This is a genomic window from Variovorax paradoxus (genome assembly GCF_009498455.1).
Classification (GTDB): domain Bacteria; phylum Pseudomonadota; class Gammaproteobacteria; order Burkholderiales; family Burkholderiaceae_C; genus Variovorax; species Variovorax paradoxus_H.
In genome coordinates this window covers 900,137-919,165 of record NZ_CP045644.1, presented here as the reverse complement: position 1 = coordinate 919,165, position 19,029 = coordinate 900,137, and the positions used below count along the sequence as shown (strand labels likewise).

The following is a 19,029-nucleotide window of genomic DNA, read 5'->3' as shown; positions in this document are numbered from 1 at the left end:
GAACGCCAGACGCGACCATGCAAGTCATCAAACCCCAGGCGCTCGGCCTGTCGACACGCCCCATCGAGTTCCGCAAGCGCTTCGGCCTGAGCGTCAGCGCCTGCCTGCACCTGCCCTTTGCACAGGGCGAGCGCGGCTCGCTGTGGGCCGAGCAGTCGATGTGGTCCTTCCTTGCGAAGGAGATGGCAACGCCCTTGATCGACGAGGGCGTGGCCAAGCTCACGCCGGAGTTCCTGGTGCACGGCAGGGCCTTCGCGCCGGACGACCGGCCCAACGCCTGCGCCGTGCGGGCCCGCTTCGGCACGCGCGAGAAAACCCTGCTGGTGTTCGGCGAGCGGCACTGGGACGGCGCGCGCGCCACCGCGCCGGTGCCCTTCGCGCAGATGCCCCTGGACTGGTCGAAGGCCTACGGCGGCCCGGACTTCGCACTCAACACCGCAGGGCGCGGCCGCCAGAAGACCGACGGCACGGCCTGGCTGCCCAACACCGAGTTGCCGCACGACCGCCTGCTGCGCCCCGACCAGGTCATTGCCCCGGCCGGCTTCGGCGCACTCGACGTGATGCATCCGCAGCGCGTGCAGTACCGCGGCACCTACGACGCCGGCTACCTGAAGCAGCACGCGCCGGGCTTCGCACCCGACACCGACTGGCGCTACTTCAACCTCGCGCCGGCCGACCAGTGGATGGATGCGGCGCTCGTGGGCGACGAGCCCTTCTCGTTCGAGAACATGCATCCGCACAAGCCGCTGGTCGAAGGCCGGCTGCCCGGGATGCGCGCGCGCGTCTTCGTCGGCTATCGCATGGACAACGCGGAGCCCAAGGTCCGCGAAGTGCCACTGCGCCTGACGACCGTGTGGTTCTTTCCGCACGCCGAGCGCTGCATCGCCATCTTCCAGGGCCTGGCCGAGGTCGGCACCGACGACGGCTCCGACGTGGTCAGCCTCATGGGTGCCGTCGAGCGCGTGGGCGAGCCCAAGGCCGATGCCCACTACCTGGACGCCGCGGCGAAGCGGGCCGATCCGGTGATGGGACCGGTCTACGCCATCGTCGACAGCGACCTGCTGCCCGAAGGCGTGAGCACCGCCGATCCTGACGTCGAGGCCGCGAAGGCCCCCTTCGCGAGCGAAGGCCTGCAAGGCGAGGCCCAGCGTCGCCGCGCGGAGGCGGACGTGGAGATCGCGCGCGAGAAGGCCATTGCCATGGGCCAGGACCCGGACGCGCTGGGCATCCGCATGCCGCCGCGCGAGAAGGTGCCCACCGGCGACGAACTGCCCGCGTACCTCCTTGCGCAGATGAAGGAGGCCGAGGCGCAGAAGTGGGCATCGATAGAAGACGCGGTGACCGCCATCGAGAAAGCGCTCGCGTTCGCCGAGGAGAAGAAGGTCGATATCGCCGCGCTGCAGCACCGCGGCCCGCCCACCTACGATCCCGACCAGCACCTGGCCCGGATGCAGGCGATGGTGGCCGGCACCACCCAGGCGCTGGACCTCCAGCCGATGTACCCCCAGCTGTGCCGCATCGAGGATGCCGAACGCGCGGGCTATCTCCAGTCCGCCCACATGCAGCCGCCGGCCTTCGCGATGCCGGCCGACGAGGCCGCCAGGCTGCGCAGCGAAGTCGCGCGCGCGAGTGCGGCGGGCGTCAGGTTCTTCGCGGGCATCGACTTCACCGGCGCGGACCTGTCGGGCCTGGACCTGCGGGAGATGAACTTCGAAGGCGCGTGGCTGGAGAGCGTGAACTTCGCGAACAGCAACCTCTCGGGCGCCAACCTCGCGGGCGCGGTGCTCGCGCATGCGAACCTGGAAGGCGTGATCGCCATCGGCGCGACGTTCGGCAAGGCCAACCTGGGCCGGGCCCTGCTCGCGCAAGGCGTCTTCGACGATGCGGACTTCTCCGAGGCAACGCTCATGCATTGCGACTTCGCCGGCACGCAGATGCGGCGCGCGAACTTCGCCCGGGCCAACCTGCTGGAGACGACCTGGGGCGATGCGGACTGGACCGGTGCGCTGCTGTCCGGCCAGCTGTTTCACAAGCTCGATCTGCGCGGCATGCGCTGGCCCGAGGCGGACCTGTCGGTCTGCAATTTCCTCGAGTCGAACCTTTCGGGCGTCGACATGCACGGCGCAAACCTGGCCGCGGCCACCTTCGTGACCTGCAGGCTCGATGGCGCCAGGCTCATGGGCGCGCAGTGCGTGGGCGCCGTGACCGTGAAGGGCACCAGCCTGGCCGGTGCGGACCTGGGCCAGGCCAACCTGCGCAACTTCAACTTCGGCGCCTGCGACCTGCGCGGCGCGAAGCTCGTGCGTGCGGTGCTCGATGGCGCCAACCTGTGCGAGGCGCAGATGGAAGGCGCGGACCTGCGGCTGGCCAGCGCCAAGGGCGCGCTGCTGCGCAAGGCCGGCTGCGCCAACGCGCTGCTGTCGGGCGTGGACTTCAGCGGTGCCGTGCTCCAGTCGGCCAACCTGCGCGGCGCCGATCTGCGCCGCAGCAACCTCTTTGGCGCCGACCTGAGCCGCGTGCGCCTGGACGGCTCGACCAGCTTCGACGGTGCGCTGCTCAAGCGCGCGCGCACCTGGCCGCGGCTGACGCCCGAAGAGCAGGTGGCGGCATGACGCCGAACCTGCTGGCCATTGCCGTGGGCGTCGGCGAGACGCTGCAAGGCCTCGACCTGCGCAAGGGCGCCTACGCGGGGCTGGCGCTGGGCGGCGGCGTGTTCTCCAACGTCAACTTCGCCGAGGCCGACTTTCGCGGCGCCGACCTGCGAGAGACCGTGTTCGACCAGTGCGACCTGCGCGGCGCCATCGCCTCGGGCGCGAACCTGCGCAAGGCCGTGTTCAACCGCTGCATCCTGGACCATGCGGACCTGCGCCAGTGCGACCTGCACGGCGCGGTCTTCACCGAATGCGAGATGTCGCATGCGCAGCTGGCCGAGGCCTCGTTGACGATGGCCACGGTGGCCCGCTGCCGGCTCGCCCATGCCGGGCTGCGCGGCGTGAAGCTCGACTCGGCCGTCATCACCCAGTCGGTGCTGCTGGACGTGTGCGCCGACGACACCAGCTGGCAGTACACGACGGTCAACGAATGCGACCTCTCGCACCTGAGCTGGGCCGGCGCGCGGATGCTGCGCAACGTGTTCTTCAAGACCTCGCTCAAGGGCATGTCGTTCGAGGGACTGGCGCTGGACGGCTGCCAGTTCTCGTCGGCCGACCTGAGCGGCGCCGACTTCAGCGGCATCGCGCTGCAGCAGTGCAACTTCCAGAGTGCGAAGCTGGACGGCGCAAGGTTCGCGCAGGCGGTTGCGCCGCTGGCGATCTTTTGCGAGGCTGCGGGCCAGGGCGTCGATTTCTCGGGCGCGCGGCTTCGGCAGGCACTGTTCACCGGCGCCGCGTTGCCGCAGGCCAACTTCGGAGGCTGCGACCTCTACCAGACGCACTTTGCGGGCGCAAAGCTGCAGGCCGCCAACTTCAGCGGCGCGGAACTCACGTATGCCGACTTCCGGCACGCGGACCTGGCCGCGGCCGACCTGCGCCGCGCCACCATGCTGCGCACCGTGCTGCACGGCGCGATCACCGAGAACGCGCAGATGAGCGACCGCGCGCGCGCCATCGAATCCGATCCGGACCTGCAGGCGTCCGAACGCTGGCAGCCGCTGGCTGCCTGAGCCCACCGCATGAATGAACGAATGAACAGAGCACAGGGGAATGCACGATGAACGCAACGCTGAAGAAACCCGCCGGTGCGCCGGCCCGCAAGCACCGCGCGGTCAAGCCCAGGGCCAAGGCCATTCCCGGCGAATGGTGCGTAGGCATCGTCGGCAGCGCCAGTAGCGCCAGTAGCGCCAGTAGCGCGGGTGGCGCCGGTGCGGGCGCGAAGCGCGCGCTCGTCGTCACCAGCGGCGACCTGCGCCTTCGTGCCACGCGCGCCGCCAGTTGCCTGCTCGAGCCGGCCGCCGGCGACAGCGTGGCGTGCCTGCGCATCGCACCCGACGAAGTCTGGGTCATGGCGGTGCTGCAGCGCGAGGAGGGCACGCCCAACATCGTGAGCTGCCCGGGCCAGATGCGCATTGCCGTGGAGGGCGGGGCGCTCGAACTGGCGGCCGCGCGCGTCGGCCTGCGCTCGGACGAGTTGGACATTGCCACGCACAAGACACGCGTGGCCACCGACACCGCGGACGTCGTCGGCCGTCAGCTCAGCGTGGTGGCCACCAGCTTCAAGCTGGTGGGATCGGTGTTGTCCTCGGTGATGGACCGCGTGCAGCATTTCAGCAAGCACTACCTGCGTACCACCGATGGCATCGACCGGGTGGCCGCCACGCACCTCGAGTGCGAAGCCAGGCAGCTGCTGCGCCTCGAAGGAGAGCACACGCTCGTGAACGGCCGCGAGCTCATCAAGGCGCGCGGCGCGCAGATCCATTTCGGTTGAAGAAAAAAGAAAGGCGCCGTCATGTTCGCCAACTGCCAGTTGATGGGCACCGACATGGGCTTTCCCGATGTCTGCATCACGCCCGCCGCGCCGTCGCCGATTCCGGTGCCGTACCCCAACATCGCGATGGGGCCGATGGCCATTCCCAACTGCCCGACGATCCTCGTGATGGGCGCGCCGGCGCACAACCTGGGCACCACCATCCCGATGACCAACGGCGACAACCCCGGCGTGCTGCTGGGCGTGGCCTCGGGCACCGTGATGGGGCCGAGCCGCCATCTCACGGGCGCCTTCACCGTGCTGTGGATGGGCATGCCGGCCACGCGGCTCACCAGCACCTCGCTGCAGAACAGCACCAACTGCCCCGGCGTGCGCACCGTGCCGAGCCAGCCGCTCGTGGTGCTGCTGGCGCCGTGAGGCCGCGACGGCGCGCATGCGGCATACCTCTTAAGGCGAGATTGCCAACCGGCCCCACGGAATGAATACTCCTTGCGAGATTGCACGGGCGCAGCCGCCATCGGGGGCCGATTCATGATTCATATCGCTGTCATCACCCGGCAAGGCATGCCGGCGGGACCGTCCATCGCCGCGGACTTCGGGCCCGGCGGGGGCACCATCGGCCGCGCCGACACCAACGCGCTCGTGCTCGACGACCCCGATCGCACCGTTTCGCGCGTGCATGCGCAGGTGCTGTGCCGAGAGGGCAAGTACTTCGTCATCGACCGCGGCAGCAACGCGATGCAATGCAACGGCGTGCCGCTGGGCGCGGGCAAGGAAGCGGCGCTGACCGACGGCGCACGCCTCGTCATCGGCAGCTTCGAGCTCTCGGTGCGCGTGACGGCGGCTGCGGCGCCATCGCCCGCGCCGGTCATTCCCAACACCGTGATGTCGGCACCGGCCGCCGCGCCTGCCAGCAGCAGCGACGATCCGTTCGCCGACCTGCTTGCGGGGCTGGGGTCACCGGCCGCGCCCGCTCCGGCGCCGGCTGCGGCACGTGCCGCCCCCGCACCCGCCGAGTCGCTGCTCTTCCCCGACCCCATGGCCGGCGGCTCGCGCAACGCGCAGGCCGACGCTGCCGACCCGTTCGCAAACCTGCTCGGTCCCACGCCGTCGGCCGCACCCTCTGCCGGGCTCGGTGCGCTCGACGACTTCTCGGACCTCGGCGCGCCGCCTGCGCACGGCAAGGCCGCGAGCATCGACGACCTCTTCGGCGGTGCGCCGGGCGCCGGCGGCATCGGCGGCGATCCGCTCGCGCTGTCGCCGCTGGCCGATCCGCTGCTGCAGCCCAACACCGCGTCGGACGCCGACCCGATGGCCGCGTTCCAACGCACCGCGCCCGCCACACCGGTGCCGCGCTCCGATCACCTGCCGATCGACCAGTTCGGCTTCGAGCCGCCGAAGGCCATCACGCCGCCGCCGCCCCCTGCGCCCGCGCCAGCGCCAGCGCCAGCGCCCGTGGCCTCGCTCGCGAAGTTCGACGACGTGACCGGGCAGCCGATCCGCATCAGCGGGCCCGAGAACGCCGGCCGCGTGGCCGAGCCGCCGCCGCCCCCGCCACCCCACCGCCCGTGTACGTCGCGCCGCCGGCAACACCCGCAGCCGCCCCGTCCCCGCGCACCGCCTCCGACGACGAACTGCTCGCCGCCTTCCTGCGCGGCCTGGCCAGCACGCACCAGCCGCCCGAGATGCTCACGCCGGGCCTCATGGAGCGCATCGGCGCGATGTTGCGCACGTCCACCGAAGGCACGCTGCAGCTGCTGCTCACGCGCCAGGAGTTCAAGCGCGAGGTGCGCGCCGAGGTCACGATGATCGCGTCGCAAGCCAACAACCCGCTCAAGTTCTCGCCCACGGTCGAGGTCGCGCTGGCGCACCTGCTGGGCCCCGGCGTGCGCGGCTTCATGCCGCCCGAGGCCGCGATGCGCGACGCCTTCGACGACCTGCGTGCGCACCAGTTCGGCGTGATGGTGGGCATGCGCGCGGCGCTGGCCCACGTCATCGGTCGCTTCGAGCCCGCCGAGCTCGAGAAGAAGATCAGCGCCAAGACCGCGCTCGACGCGCTCTTTGCCGCCAACCGCAAGGCCAAGCTCTGGGACCAGTTCGTGGCGCTGTACGGCGGCATCGCGAGCGAGGCCGAGGACGACTTCCACAGCCTCTTCGGCAAGGCCTTCCTCGCGGCCTACGAAGAGCAGATGGCGCGCCTCAAGTCCGACACCTGAAGACCCCCAGAAACCCCAGCACACGCGAGGCACCCCGCTTGGAAATCGAAATCGTCACGCTCTCCCGGCAGGGCGGCCGCACCTACAACGAGGACGTGCACGGCCACTGGCACGACGAGCGCTACGTCGCCTGCCTGGTGGCCGACGGCGCGGGCGGCCACGGCGGCGGCGACGTGGCGGCGGCCACGGTGCGCGCCAGCATGCTCGGCGGTTTCTCCGCCGCGCCCTCGCTGGACGAAGCCGCGCTGCGCGCGCTGGTCGAGCGCGCCAACCTCGACGTGGTGGCGCGCCAGGCCGAAGGCGGCAAGCTCGCCGGCATGCGCTCCACGGTGGTGTTCGCGGTGATCGACCTGGAGCGCGAAGCGCTGGCCTGGGTGCACAGCGGCGACAGCCGCGCCTACCTGTTCCGCGGCGGCGCCATCGTGGCGCGCACCACCGACCACAGCCTGGTGCAGCAGATGGTCGCGGGCGGCATGCTCGACGAAGAGGGCGCGCGCCTGCATCCGCAACGCAACATGCTGCTGTCGGCCTTGGGCTCGATCGAGGAGGCGCCCGACATCGCCGTGTCCGACCGCATGCGCCTCGTGCCCGGCGACGTGCTGCTGCTGTGCAGCGACGGCGTGTGGGAGCCGCTGGGCGACGAGTGCCTGGTCGACACGCTGCACGCCTCGCGCACGCCCAGCCAGTGGACCGAGCTGCTCGACGCGCAGATCAAGGCCAATGCCAAGCCGGGCCACGACAACTACACGGCGCTCACGCTGTGGGTGATCGAGGACGCGGACGACGACATGACGCGGCTGCTGCCCGAGAGCGTGGCGTCGACGGACCCTTGAGCCTGCGGGCTCCCGAGTGCGATCCCCCATGAAAAATGCCCGTCCACTGGACGGGCATCGGGAGGGGCGGGCTGTGCGACGCGGGCCAGGCGTTTCAGGCGCCGCCCGTGGCCGGTACCGTCACGGCAACGTAGGTGTACTTGTTGGCCGACTTCTTCACGCGCTTCAGGGCGCTGCGCAGCAGCGGCGGCATGTCGGTCCGGTTTGGCAGGTTGGTGTAGTAGTCGACGTTCTGCTCGGCGCAGGCGTTGGCGCATCCGTTGTTGAGCAGGTCGAGCGCGTAGCGCGACTTGGTCTGCGTCGTCACGGCGCCGGGCTTGCGGAACGGATCGAAGATGCCGTCCGGCACCAGGTGGCTGCCACGCGCAATCAGCTGTTCCTGGAAGTGCGTGATGTGCCGCTGCGTGATCGGCCCCTTGAGGCCGTCCACCTCGATCACGGCGGTCTCGCCCGGGGGCGGATCGTGGTCGTGGTTGAAGCCCAGCAGCTCGTAGTAGAAGATCTTCAGCAGCGCTTGCACCAGCATCACGTCTTCGCGTGTGTTGGCGCCGATCTGGCCGACAGACCAATCGATGTTGTAGGCAATGAGCGAGTTACCGGTCTTGCCGATGAAGGGGGTACTGAATGCCATGGCATTGCTCCGGTGAGGGCGTATGAGGACGGGCAGGGACCGGCCCCGGCACGGTGTCGCGCCGGGAGCGCACGGGGCTGACGAGTCCGTCGCCCGTCAGCGGGTTTCGGTGGTGGCCACGTTCCAGCCGAACTTCACTTCGCCGCCGCCGGCGCCCTTGTCGTCCTGGCCCTTGTAGGCGAACTCGATGTCCTTGAAGCTGCACGACACCTGCTCCTGCACATCACCACCTTGTGCGCCGCCGGGGCCCACGTTGGAGATGAAGACTTCCTTGAGCGTGACCTTCAGGTACTCCTGCTGGCCTTCGCCCGACTTGCGGCAGGTCATGACCAGGTCCTTGAAGTGCTTGCCGCTGACGCAGTTCTTGGCGAGCACCGGAGAGGCCTTGTCGTAGGTGTGCACGAAGTTGAACTCACCCGGCGTGGCCTTGCCCTTGCCCGAACCACCGCCCGAACCCGCGCCCGATGCATTGCTCACGTGCCACGACCACGACGAAATCTCGATCTCGTCCTTGTGGTCCTTGTGCGAAGACTCGCCCTTGACGCCGTCGAGCTTGATGTGAAAGTCAGATGACATGTTCCTACTCCTTGGAACCCGATTTGCATTCGGGCGGTTGATGATCGAAACGAAAAAAATGGCTGCCGGCGGGGAGAGAAAAGTTCCGATGCCCGGCAGCTACTCATAGAACGAAACGGAACCCGGAATTCAAGAAGAATCCGCAGATTTTTTTCAACCGGCGCCCTTGGCCGTCGGCAGCTTCGACACCAGCCGCAGCGAGACCGTGAGGCCTTCGAGCTGGTAGTGCGGGCGCAGGAAGAACTTGGACGTGTAGTAGCCCGGATTGCCTTCGACTTCTTCCACGATCACCTCGGCGGCGGCCAGCGGCTTCTGGGCCTTGGTGGTTTCCGACGAGTTGGCGGGGTCGCCGTCCACGTAATTCATGATCCACTTGTTGAGCCAGCGCTGCATGTCCTCGCGCTCCTTGAAGCTGCCGACCTTGTCGCGCACGATGCACTTCAGGTAGTGCGCAAAGCGGTTGCAGGCAAAGAGGTAGGGCAGGCGCGCCGCCAGGTTGGCGTTGGCCGTGGCGTCGGGGTCGTCGTACTCGGCCGGCTTGTTCAGCGACTGGGCGCCGATGAAGGCGGCGAAGTCGGAGTTCTTGCGGTGGATCATCGACAGCAGGCCGGCCTTCGACAGCTCGGCCTCGCGCCGGTCGCTGATGGCGATCTCGGTGGGGCACTTCTGGTCCACGCCGCCGTCGTCGCTGGGGAAGGTGTGCAGCGGCAGGTTTTCCACTGCGCCGCCCGACTCGATGCCGCGGATGCGCGACCCCCAACCGTACAGCTTGTACGAGCGGTTGATGTTGGTCGCCATCGCATAGGCGGCATTGGCCCAGGCGTACTTGCTGTGGTCGGCGCCGGCGGTGTCTTCCTCGAAGTCGAACTCTTCCACCGGGTTGGTGTTGGCGCCGTAGGGCGTGCGCGCCAGAAAGCGCGGCATGCACATGCCCAGGTACTTGGAGTCGTCCGACTCGCGCAGGCTGCGCCAGCCGGCGTACTCGGGCGTGGAGAAGATCTTGGTCAGGTCGCGCGGGTTGGCCAGCTCCTGCCACGACTCCATCTGCATGAGGTTGGGGCTGGCGCCGGTGATGAAGGGCGCGTGCGCCGAGGCGGCGATCTTGGCCATCTCGCCGAGCATCTCGACGTCGGGCGGGCTCTGGTCGAAGTGGTAGTCGCCCACCAGCGCGCCGAAGGGCTCGCCGCCGAACTGGCCGTACTCTTCCTCGTAGATCTTCTTGAACATCGGGCTCTGGTCCCAGGCCGCGCCTTTGAACTTCTTGAGGTTCTTGGCCAGCTCCTGCTTGGAGATGTCCATCACCCGGATCTTCAGGTTCTCGTCGGTCTCGGTGTTGTTCACCATGTAGTGCAGGCCGCGCCACGCACTCTCGAGCTTCTGGTAGTCGGGGTGGTGGATGATCTTGTTCACCTGGTCGGTGAGCTTGGCGTCGATCGCGGCGATCATGGCCTGGATCGACTTGGTCACGTCCTTGCCGATGACGGTGCTGTTGCTCAGCGCCTGCTGCGCGAGCGTGAGCACGGCCGCTTCGACGGCGCTCTTGGCTTCGTCGCTGCGTGGCTTGAATTCTTTTTGCAGCAGCGACGAAAAGTCGCTTCCCGCATACGCAACGTCTTTGAGTGCGCTCTGCTCGAGTGCGTCGGCCATGATGGTTTCTCCTCGTGTACCGGTGTGTGTCTGTCAGGGAATCTGAACGGGCTCAGGCGGCGGCTGTGCCGTCTTCGGGCTTCTTGCTGGCGGCCAGCGTCTGCAGCAGGGCCGGGTCTTCGAGCACCTTGGCCAGCAGGTCTTCGGCGCCGCCCTTGCCGTCCATGTAGGTCACGAGGTTCGACAGCTGCGTGCGCGCTTCGAGCAGCTTGTTGAGCGCGCCCACCTTGCGGGCCACGGCGGCGGGCGAGAAGTCGTCCATGCTGTCGAAGGTGAGCTCGACCTTGAGGTCGCCCTCGCCGGTGAGCGAGTTCTCCACCGCAAAGGCGGCGCGCGGCTTCATGGCCTTCATGCGGGCGTCGAAGTTGTCGACGTCGAACTCCAGGAACTTGCGGTCCACCACGGGCGCGAGCGGGTCGGCGGGCTTGCCCGACAGGTCGGCCAGCACGCCCATCACGAAGGGCAGCTGGATCTTTTTCTCGGCGCCGTAGAGCTCGACGTCGTATTCGATCTGGACCCGGGGCGCGCGGTTGCGTGCGATGAATTTCTGACTGCTCTTGGCCATGGCGATGCTCCTTGCGGGAATGAAGGGGAACGGGTGGAAACGGGGTCGGTCATTCGGACTGGCGTTTGCCCGTCACGGTCTCGATGGTGTCCATCGCGTTGGGCGCGAGGTTGGCCATGATGTCGAGGAAGCTCACGCCGATGAGCTTCTTGGCGCGTTCGATCAGCAGCGGCGCGGGGTTGCCGGGCTCGGCCTGTTCGAGGTAGCGGATGACGCGGTCGAGCATCTGCACCGCGTCCTGGCGGTTCTGGATCTCGCCGCGCGCTGCGGCCGGACGGGCCGCGTTGCCGGCGGGTGCGTCGCCGTCTGCGGTTGCGCCTTCATCGGCAGAGGCTTCCGGTGCGCCGGCTGCCGCCGTGCAGGCCTTGGCGACCGTGCGCGACACGGTGCGCAGCGTGCCGAGGTCTACTGCATCGGTGCGGCCGGTGCGCTCGCCCAGCAGCTTCTGCAGGCGGTCCAGCAGCGCGGGAAGGCCGATGGCGGCCTGCAGTTGCTCGGGGTTCGCCGCGTGCAGGGCCTCGAGCCCGCCATGCACCTGCGCCGGCGAATACGACGCCTCGCCGCCGACGGCGTTGAGCACGCCGTGCGCGATGGCGATGTCGCGCACGCGGATCGGGCCCACGCCGGGCGCGGTGCCCACGACTGCGTCGTACAGGTCGCGCGGCACCATGCTCTCGTCGCCCAGCGGCGCGAGCGCATTCAGGCGCATGGTGGGGTCGTTGTCGTCGTCCGCATCCAGCTTTGGATGTATGCCGTCCCAGAAGGTGTCGAGCAGCGAGGTGAGCAATTGCAGGCCGGTGGCGAAGCCGACCGTGCCTTGCAGGCGCGTGGCGCCGCGCAGCAGCAGCACGGCGGCGCGCACGTCCTTGCTGCGGCGCAGCTGCGCGTCGGCGCGCTCGGCCACGTCGCGCCAGTCGGGTTCGACGGCGGGGATCACGGTGTCGCCGAACTGCTGTTCGGCCTTGCCCTGCGCCGCAGCGGTGAGGGCCATGAAGTCCGCGTCGTACTCCAGGTCGTCCCCGCAAGGCGAGGCCTCGCCGATGGGCGTGAGCAGTGCGTCGACGAGTTGTGGAGTCAGCATGTTGCCTGTTCGAGTTCGCTGGTGATAATCAAAGATGCGTCAGGACCGGTCAATGCAACGAAGGGAATAGCATGCGCACGTTGGGTACACACCATTCGTCCTATGAGGGCCTTCTTGCTGCTGCATCGCGGCGCAGAATCGCAGCCCTTGGCCTTGCTGCAGCGGGTCTTTTGATGACCGGGTGCGCGAGCAAACCGGTGGTCACGCCGGTGTCGATCACGCTCACGGCCGCCGCCGATGCCAACCCCGATGCACGCGGCCGCGCCTCGCCGCTCACGGTGCGTGTCTATGCGCTCAAGACGCCGGGGCCCTTCGAAGGCGCCGACTTCTTCTCGCTGTTCGAGAAAGACCAGGCCACGCTCGGCGCCGAACTGGTGCAGCGCGAAGAGATGCTGCTGCGCCCCGGCGAGAGCAAGAAGCTCGACCTCACCCTGCCGGCCGATGCCAAGGCGATCGGCGTGATGGCTGCGTTTCGCGACCTCGACCGCGCGCGCTGGCGCGAGGTGCGCGCGGTCACGCCGGGCCAGGCGCAGGTGCTCAACGTGACCTTCGGCGCGCGGCAGATCCGCGTGGACGCGGCCAAGTAGCTTCAGCGGCTGCGCGCGCTGACAACGTTCAGCGCGCCACGGTGTCCAGCGAGATGAAATCGGCGATGAGCCGCTCGCTGTTCCTGCTGGCCGCCAGCGCCTCGCGCAGGCGCAGCAGGTAGGCCGAGGCCATCTCGTACGGCGGGCGATCGGAGGTTTCGCTGAACGGCATCGGCGCCGACAGCACGGTGATCAGCACGTTGCCGAAGGGCGGGCTCACGAGCCAGCTCGACGGAATGTCGCGGCCCAGCTCCAGCGACTCGCCCGCGCGCAACCGCGTCGGGGCCGCGCCGGTGTTCAGGTGCATCACGGAGCCGTCGGCGGTGTAGTAGTCGACCCAGATGTAGCTCTCGTGGCGCGGCGCCACCACCTGCACGCGCACCGGGTCGCCCTCGCGCAGCCGGCCGTCGATGGCCGACGGGGCGGTCACGCTCAGCCCGTGGTTCTTCTGGCGATTGCGCGCCTGCGAGGGCTTGAGGATGGCGAACACCTCGCAGTGCGGCCACACGCGCAGCCCGATGTTGAAGTGGGGCGCGCGCACGCCGGGAATGGCCGCCACGTCGTCCGCCACTTTCAGCAGGTCGTCGCGCTGCGAGACGAAGCCGGTCACGCGCGGCCGGCCGTCGGGATCGATCGACGCCTCGAGGTCGGCGCAGGCGTAGCTCGCGAGCTGCTGGTCGATGCGCTGCGTGAGCGCGGTGTCGGCCGCCGGCGGGCCGGCCTGCCAGAGCCACAGCAGGACGAGCGCGGGCACCAGCACGGCGAGCGCGATGCCGGTGCGCAGCAGCGTGCGGCCCGGCCGCCGCATGCCGGCCGGGCCGCGTGGGTCGCGTGGGTCGGGCACGCCGTGGGTCTGGGTCGCGATGCGGTCCTGCGCGAGGCTGCCGAGTTCGAGCGGCGGCGGTTGCAGCTGCCGGCCGTGCAGGTCCTTCAGCTTGCCGAGTTCGCCTTCGTCGCCCGACTCGAAGTAGTACTGGCCCTTGAAGCCGTGCGCCAGCGCGTGCCAGTAGACCTCGCGCACTTCGTGATCGTGGGCGCCGAGGGCCGCGAGGTGGTGGAAGAACTCGCTGTGCGCGTTGTTGGAGTTGAACAGCTGCACCTGCAGCGGCGCGGCGCCGTCCACCGCGTCGGGGTGGCGCGCGAGGATTTCGTCGAGCCACGCGACCATGGCGAAGGCGGCCGACTCGATCTGCGTGGCATTGGCGCCTCCGTCGTGAGCGTCGGCGCGCGCGATGTCGAGCAGGCGCAAGGCTTCGCGCTGGGCGTCGTCGTGGGGGAGGGTGGGGCGGCCGGCGGCGATCGATGCGTCCAGGCCGAGACCGAAGGCAATGAAGGGAGAGAAGCAGTCGAGCAGGCGGGCCATGAGGGATGCCCGCTTCTCAGGCGTGCATCGCGAAGCGTGCCTTGCACCGGCGTCTGCAGCGATCGCACATGCCCATGTCCCCGGTGGTTCGAGTGGACGTTCATTTTTTCAACGGGCCCGTGGGGCCGCCATACCGCTTGGGGTCTATGCCGTTGGTAGGGCGCGGCGGCCTTGTGGGGCGGGGCAATCGCCGTTATCTTCGCAGTCGCAGAAGAATCCAATGCACATTGACGTTGGGACACCGGGGTATGCCATGAAAATTCTGATCGCCGACGACCACCGGCTCGTCATCGAGGCGGTCAAAGCCAAGTTGTCGGAGCTGGGCGCGGGCATCGAGTTCGTCCTGGCGCTGAGCGTCGACGAACTGCTTGCCGGCGCCACCGACGATCTCGACCTGGCCCTGATCGACCTCAACATGCCCGGCGCGGACGGGCAGGCCCACATCGACGAGATCCGGCGACGACACCCGGCCGTGCCCGTGATCGTGCTGTCGGGCTACGAAGACCCGGCCATCATGCGCAGCGCGCTCGAACGCGGCGTGCTCGGCTTCATTCCCAAGGCCTACTCCCCCGAAGTCATGCTGTCGGCCGTGCGCCTGGTGCTGGCGGGCGGCGTGTATGTGCCGCCGATGATGCTCACGGCGCTGCCGCCGGGCATCGTGGCCGGCGTGTCGGCCTCGTCCGCCGCGGCGGGCGAGCCCTTTGCGCGCGGCGGTGGCGGCAATGGCGCCGGCGGCCAGACCCTCGAACACCTGCGCAACGTGCTCACCGAGCGGCAGGTCGAGGTGCTGCAGCTGCTGTCGCAAGGCAAGCCGAACAAGCTGATCGGGCGCAGCCTGGGCATCAGCGAAGGCACGGTGAAGATCCACCTTGCAGCGATCTTCCGTGCGCTGAACGTGCGCAACCGCACCGAGGCGGTGGTGGCGGCGCAGGCGCTGACGGAAGCGCAGCAGGCCTGAGGCCGCTCAGTCGGCGGCAGCCGACACCGGGCGGCGCATGAAGCCGCGCGAGGGCACGATCCATTCGACGAGGTGATCCGTCTGCACGGCGTTGCTTGCTGCGTCGTCCGTGAACAGCATGCGCTCCTCTGCCAGCAGGTAGTGCTGTGCGCCCAGCGCATGGAGCGTGGCGCCGCCCAGGTCCAGCGACTGCGGCGCAGCGTCAGCCGACAACTCCCATCGCACCGGCCCGGGCGCCGCCGCCCGCAGCGCGGCCTCGTGCGCCGCATCGCCGGGCACACGATTGATGAGTGCCCAGCCTTCGGTGCCGCCGACGAGAAAGCTGTTGAGGCCGCTGTCGTGCACGACGCGCACCACGCGCGCCGACAGCGGCGTGACGAGCCCTGCTTCGAGCGCATAGCGACCGCCGCCCTGGCCGTCGGGGTCGAGGTGACCGATCTCGTCGTAGGCAGGCTCTTCCATGTTTACCGGCCGGCGGCCCGCGGGGCCATCGGCCAGCCGCGGCATGGTCAGCGGAATGCGGCGCAGCGCGTGCGCATGCGCCATGAAGTCGCCGACGTTGGCGAAGGTGCCCAGGTGCTCGAGCACGCGCCGCGTCACGTTCATCAGCTTGAGGCCGCGCGCGGGGCTGACCGCATCGGCGGGCTTCAGCCACATATGTTCGACGGTCTCGCGGCCGTCGGGGCGCACGTCCTGGCCGGCGGGCATCGCCGCGGCGAAGAAGCGCGTGTCGAAGCGGCGCGGCATGCCGGGCGGGGTCAGCCAGTGGCTGAAGTACGCGACGCGATCGACGGCGAGGCACCAGCCGCGTTGCGCGCACAGCGCGAGCAGGGCGTCGGTGCTGCGCTCGGCGGCGGCGCGCATGGTGTCGAGTTCGCCGGAGGTGAGCGTGAGCAGCTCGACCGGCCGGCCCTGCGCATCGTTCGCCAGCAGCAGGCCGGCCTCTTCGAAGCATTCGCGGATGGCGGCGGCGTGGAAGTCGAGGCCGCCTTCGGGCAGGCCGAGGCGCGCGCTCGCGGCGGCGTCGTCCAGGCCGGCGCACAGCGGATGCAGCAGGCGGTCGTGCGCATCGACCATGCCGCCCGGAAAGACGCTGGCGCCGCTGTTCTGGTCGTTGGCTTTTTCGGCCCGCCGCAGCATCAGCACTTCGAGGCCGACGGGGCCGTCGCGCAACACGACCAGCGTGGCGGCGGTGCGGATGGGGCGAGGGGCGGAGGGCGGTGGCGTCGTGGGGGTCATGGGCGCCTATTTTGAAGGCTGCACCGCAGAAGGTTTCGGCGACGGAAACGTGGCGTGTCTTGATCGCATGGCCGCCGACGCCGAATTTGGCGCAAGACTTGATCGGCAGGTTCTCGAGACGAGACCCGCAAGCGTTTTGCTCCCACCTTCTTCTTTTGGAACTTCCATGAAACTCGCGACAGCCATGAAGCTCGTATCGGTCCCTGTTCTGACCCTCCTGGTCGCGGCCGGCGCCCACGCAGAGGCGTACGACGGCGTGCACAAGGCCTTCTCCAGCAAGACGCGCGATGAGGTGAATGCCGAAGCCGTGCGCACCGCCGCGGCGCCGGACCAGAACGTGGTTCGCGGTTCTCGCGGTCCCGAGACCATGGCGGTTTCGACGGAGCGTTCTCTCGTTGAAGCCGAAGCCATTCACTACAACTTGCGGCCCGACCAGAATGTCGGCTCCGGCTCCCGTGTGCACAGCAAAGTCATTTCGACGATGCCGCACCCGGCCGATCTGCGCGCCAAGGCAAATTGAGCAACGACTGCTTCACGCTCCGCGTGAGGTAAGAAAAAACGGCCGGCAGGAGCGCCAGAGTTGTCGGCGGCGCCATCCTCGGTGCCCCACTGACGGTGTGGGGCTTCGCCCGAGCAACCACCCGGGTTGCCGGGGCGTATTCAGCGTCTCACTGCGAGCGGATGGCCACCGCTTCGACGGGCCCGGCCTGCCAGCCGCCGCCCAGCGCCTTGAATGCACTGACCGCCGCGCGCGCCGACTCCGTTTGCGCCTGCACTCTCGCATCGGCCACGCGCAGCAGGCTTTCGTCGGCCTGCAACACTGCGATCAGGCTGACGACACCTCGCTGATACGCCGCGAACGAGGCCCCTCGCGCACGACCGAGCGATGCCTCGCCCTGTGCGAGCAAGGCGGCTTGTTCTTCACGCTTGACCAGGGCGGAGAACGCGTTCTCCACGTCTTCGGTCGCACGCAGCGCCGCGAGCCGGTAGGCCGCGAGCAGCTCCGCATCCTGCCCCTTGGCGAGTGCAATCTGCGCGTCGATGCGTCCGAAGTCGAACAGCCGCCAGCGCAGGCCGAGCAGGGCCGCAGCCTGGCTGGCGCCGCCGGTGAACAGATGGCCGCTGGCCACGGACGTGGCGCTGCCGATCGTTCCCCCCAGCGAGAGTTTCGGGTAGTACTCGGCCATGGCCACACCGATGCGTGCGTTCGATGCCGCAAGGCGCCGCTCGGCAGCGATCAGGTCGGGCCGCCGCCGCAGCAAATCGCCGGGTGATCCGGTGGCGCCGATGCGCGGTGCGACAGGAATGACACCCGCCGCCGCCAGTTCGGCGCGGTGCGCGCCCGGCGCCGCGCCCAGCATCACGTCGAGCGCGTTCATGGCCGCGGCCTCACCCGCCTCCAGCACGGGCACGGATGCACGGACCTGCGCCAGGGCACCTTCGGCTTGCCTCAGTTGGAGTTCGGCGGCCAGCCCCTTGCCGTAGAGGAGGTTGATCTTCGACAGCAGGTCCTGCTGCGTGGCGACTTGCCGCCGTGCCACGTCGAGGCGGGCCTGCAGACCGCGCAGCGTGATGTAGATGTCCGCGGTCTGCGCAGCAACGGCCAGGCGCGTGGCGGCCGCGCCGGCCTCCGATGCCTGGTAGTCGGCCAGGGCAGCCTCGCGTCCCCGGCGCAGGCCGCCGAAGAGGTCCAGCTCCCAGCTGGCGCCGAGGTTTGCTTCGTTGGCGTTGCCGTAGCGATCGAAACCTGGCTGCGAGTTCAGGACCTGGCCCAGCGGCGTCTCCACCGACTGGTAGGCCCGGGCGGCTTGTCCGTTGAGAGTGCCCGAAGGCAGCAGCGCCGCATTCGCCGCACCGAGCCCGGCGCGGGCCTGCGCCACGCGGGCGGATGCCTGCGCAAGGTCGAGATTCTGTGTCAGCGCGAGTTCGACATAGCGGGCCAGCTGTGCATCGCCGAAGCCGGTCCACCACGCCACCAGCTCGGCATTGGCGGTGGCGGTGGCGGATCGCTGGCCGAGGGCTGTCTCGCCGATGAATCGGTCCGGCAAGGTCGGGGCAGGTCGGACATAGTCAGGCCCGGCAGCGCAGCCTGCGAGGAGGCTGAGCAGCAGGGGCAGCGCAAGCGTACGTTGGGACATGGGTTGCTCCGGGACGGCGGACGGGAAAAGGTGTGTGACTATAATTCAATTCGGTCACTTGTTGTCGTTTGTTTGTCCCGGCGGTAAGCTCTGGTCATGAGCAATGCAACTTCTTCTCCGCCTGCCGCGCGGGGGCCGGCCGATCACGACGTGCGCGCGCAGATCGTCGTTGCGGCCACCGAGCACTTCAGCCAGTACGGGTACGAGAAGACCACGGTTTCCGACCTGGCCAAGGCCATCGGCTTCTCCAAGGCGTACATCTACAAGTTCTTCGAGTCCAAGCAGGCGATCGGCGAAATGATCTGCACGAACTGCCTGCGCGAGATCCAGGAGGGCATCCGCGCGGCGGTCGACGGGGTCGAAAGCCCGCCCGAGAAGCTGCGCCGCATGTTCAAGGCCATTGTGGATTCGGGCCTTCGGCTGTTTTTTCAGGACCGCAAGCTCTACGAGATCGCGATCTCGGCGGCCGCCGAGCGCTGGCCGTCGGCCATTGCCCATGAGGAGTGCATCCGGCAGATGCTCATCGAGCTGCTCAAGCAGGGCCGCGAGTCGGGCGACTTCGAGCGCAAGACGCCGATCGACGAGACGGCGGCGGCCATTTACCTGGTCATGCACCCCTACATCAACCCCGTGATCCTGCAGCTCAGCGCTCATTACACGGACCAGGCGCCGGCCCAGCTGTCGGGTCTGGTGCTGCGCAGTTTGTCGCCTTGAAAATCTAAATTGATTGTGACCATTGACTAAAATGGTCACTGTTATCAGAATCGAGGCCC

At 68.7% G+C, this 19,029-nt stretch carries 18 protein-coding genes and 1 pseudogene; 11 read left to right on the top strand and 8 right to left on the bottom strand.

What is annotated here, in order from left to right; all coding sequences use genetic code 11:
• The first annotated feature begins 17 nt into the window (after positions 1-17).
• The 7 genes and pseudogenes from GFK26_RS04220 (at position 18) to GFK26_RS04195 (ending at position 7,471) form a co-directional block, all read left to right on the top strand.
• The gene (locus GFK26_RS04220; protein WP_153280899.1) at positions 18-2,612 is read left to right on the top strand and encodes a DUF2169 family type VI secretion system accessory protein; all 2,595 of its coding nucleotides are present in this window, start codon (positions 18-20) and stop codon (positions 2,610-2,612) included.
• Positions 2,609-3,661 carry a pentapeptide repeat-containing protein gene (locus GFK26_RS04215; RefSeq protein WP_153280898.1) on the top strand — a complete coding sequence of 351 codons (1,053 nt, stop codon included), beginning with the start codon at positions 2,609-2,611 and terminating at the stop codon, positions 3,659-3,661. Before GFK26_RS04220 ends, GFK26_RS04215 begins: the two co-directional genes overlap by 4 nt.
• Positions 3,662-3,708: 47 nt before the next feature.
• Positions 3,709-4,422, top strand: coding sequence for a DUF3540 domain-containing protein (locus GFK26_RS04210; RefSeq protein ID WP_153280897.1), 714 nt, complete (start codon positions 3,709-3,711; stop codon positions 4,420-4,422).
• Between the two features lie 21 nt (positions 4,423-4,443).
• Positions 4,444-4,839, top strand: coding sequence for a DUF4150 domain-containing protein (locus GFK26_RS04205; RefSeq protein ID WP_153280896.1), 396 nt, complete (start codon positions 4,444-4,446; stop codon positions 4,837-4,839).
• 114 nt (positions 4,840-4,953) lie between these two features.
• Positions 4,954-5,175: pseudogene (locus GFK26_RS34125) on the top strand (FHA domain-containing protein); the annotation flags it as partial.
• Positions 5,166-6,638 carry a type VI secretion system-associated FHA domain protein TagH gene (gene tagH, locus GFK26_RS04200; protein WP_228122050.1) on the top strand — a complete coding sequence of 491 codons (1,473 nt, stop codon included), beginning with the start codon at positions 5,166-5,168 and terminating at the stop codon, positions 6,636-6,638. The pseudogene GFK26_RS34125 and the gene tagH, both read left to right, overlap by 10 nt.
• Before the next feature lie 38 nt (positions 6,639-6,676).
• On the top strand, positions 6,677-7,471 hold the full coding sequence (locus GFK26_RS04195; RefSeq protein WP_153280895.1) for a PP2C family protein-serine/threonine phosphatase: 795 nt from the start codon (positions 6,677-6,679) through the stop codon (positions 7,469-7,471).
• 94 nt (positions 7,472-7,565) lie between these two features.
• Here the strand turns inward: GFK26_RS04195 and GFK26_RS04190 are convergent, their stop codons facing one another.
• The 5 genes from GFK26_RS04190 to tssA all read right to left on the bottom strand — a co-directional run bounded on the left by GFK26_RS04190 (position 7,566) and on the right by tssA (position 11,971).
• Positions 7,566-8,102, bottom strand: coding sequence for a peptidoglycan-binding domain-containing protein (locus GFK26_RS04190; protein WP_153280894.1), 537 nt, complete (start codon positions 8,100-8,102; stop codon positions 7,566-7,568).
• Between the two features lie 96 nt (positions 8,103-8,198).
• Positions 8,199-8,678 carry an Hcp family type VI secretion system effector gene (locus GFK26_RS04185; RefSeq protein ID WP_153280893.1) on the bottom strand — a complete coding sequence of 160 codons (480 nt, stop codon included), beginning with the start codon at positions 8,676-8,678 and terminating at the stop codon, positions 8,199-8,201.
• Between the two features lie 153 nt (positions 8,679-8,831).
• Positions 8,832-10,325: a type VI secretion system contractile sheath large subunit gene (gene tssC / locus GFK26_RS04180; RefSeq protein ID WP_062482199.1), complete on the bottom strand. Its 1,494-nt coding sequence runs from the start codon at positions 10,323-10,325 to the stop codon at positions 8,832-8,834.
• Positions 10,326-10,377: 52 nt separating this feature from the next.
• Positions 10,378-10,890: a type VI secretion system contractile sheath small subunit gene (gene tssB / locus GFK26_RS04175; protein ID WP_153280892.1), complete on the bottom strand. Its 513-nt coding sequence runs from the start codon at positions 10,888-10,890 to the stop codon at positions 10,378-10,380.
• Between the two features lie 49 nt (positions 10,891-10,939).
• A complete protein-coding gene (gene tssA, locus GFK26_RS04170; RefSeq protein ID WP_153280891.1) occupies positions 10,940-11,971 on the bottom strand; it encodes a type VI secretion system protein TssA in 1,032 nt (343 codons plus the stop codon).
• Between the two features lie 173 nt (positions 11,972-12,144).
• Between tssA and tssJ the strand changes: the two genes are divergently transcribed.
• Entirely contained in the window at positions 12,145-12,558 is a 414-nt protein-coding gene (gene tssJ / locus GFK26_RS04165; RefSeq protein WP_416222540.1) for a type VI secretion system lipoprotein TssJ, read from the top strand.
• 28 nt (positions 12,559-12,586) lie between these two features.
• Here the strand turns inward: tssJ and GFK26_RS04160 are convergent, their stop codons facing one another.
• Positions 12,587-13,921, bottom strand: a complete 1,335-nt coding sequence (locus tag GFK26_RS04160; protein ID WP_153280889.1) for a DotU family type IV/VI secretion system protein — start codon at positions 13,919-13,921, stop codon at positions 12,587-12,589.
• A 253-nt stretch (positions 13,922-14,174) separates the two neighbouring features.
• Here GFK26_RS04160 and GFK26_RS04155 point away from each other — a divergent pair, with 253 nt between their 5' ends.
• Positions 14,175-14,879, top strand: coding sequence for a response regulator transcription factor (locus GFK26_RS04155; RefSeq protein ID WP_153280888.1), 705 nt, complete (start codon positions 14,175-14,177; stop codon positions 14,877-14,879).
• Positions 14,880-14,885: 6 nt separating this feature from the next.
• Here GFK26_RS04155 and GFK26_RS04150 read toward each other — a convergent pair whose 3' ends face one another.
• On the bottom strand, positions 14,886-16,118 hold the full coding sequence (locus GFK26_RS04150) for an NUDIX hydrolase (protein ID WP_153280887.1): 1,233 nt from the start codon (positions 16,116-16,118) through the stop codon (positions 14,886-14,888).
• A gap of 166 nt (positions 16,119-16,284) precedes the next feature.
• On the opposite strand from GFK26_RS04150, the gene GFK26_RS04145 reads away from it, so the two are divergent.
• Positions 16,285-16,638, top strand: coding sequence for a DUF4148 domain-containing protein (locus GFK26_RS04145; protein ID WP_228121905.1), 354 nt, complete (start codon positions 16,285-16,287; stop codon positions 16,636-16,638).
• Positions 16,639-16,786: 148 nt separating this feature from the next.
• Here GFK26_RS04145 and GFK26_RS04140 read toward each other — a convergent pair whose 3' ends face one another.
• On the bottom strand, positions 16,787-18,256 hold the full coding sequence (locus GFK26_RS04140; protein WP_153280886.1) for an efflux transporter outer membrane subunit: 1,470 nt from the start codon (positions 18,254-18,256) through the stop codon (positions 16,787-16,789).
• Positions 18,257-18,352: 96 nt separating this feature from the next.
• Here GFK26_RS04140 and GFK26_RS04135 point away from each other — a divergent pair, with 96 nt between their 5' ends.
• Positions 18,353-18,970 (top strand): TetR/AcrR family transcriptional regulator, encoded by a 618-nt coding sequence (locus tag GFK26_RS04135; protein ID WP_153280885.1) that lies wholly within the window; start codon positions 18,353-18,355, stop codon positions 18,968-18,970.
• Positions 18,971-19,029: the final 59 nt, after the last annotated feature.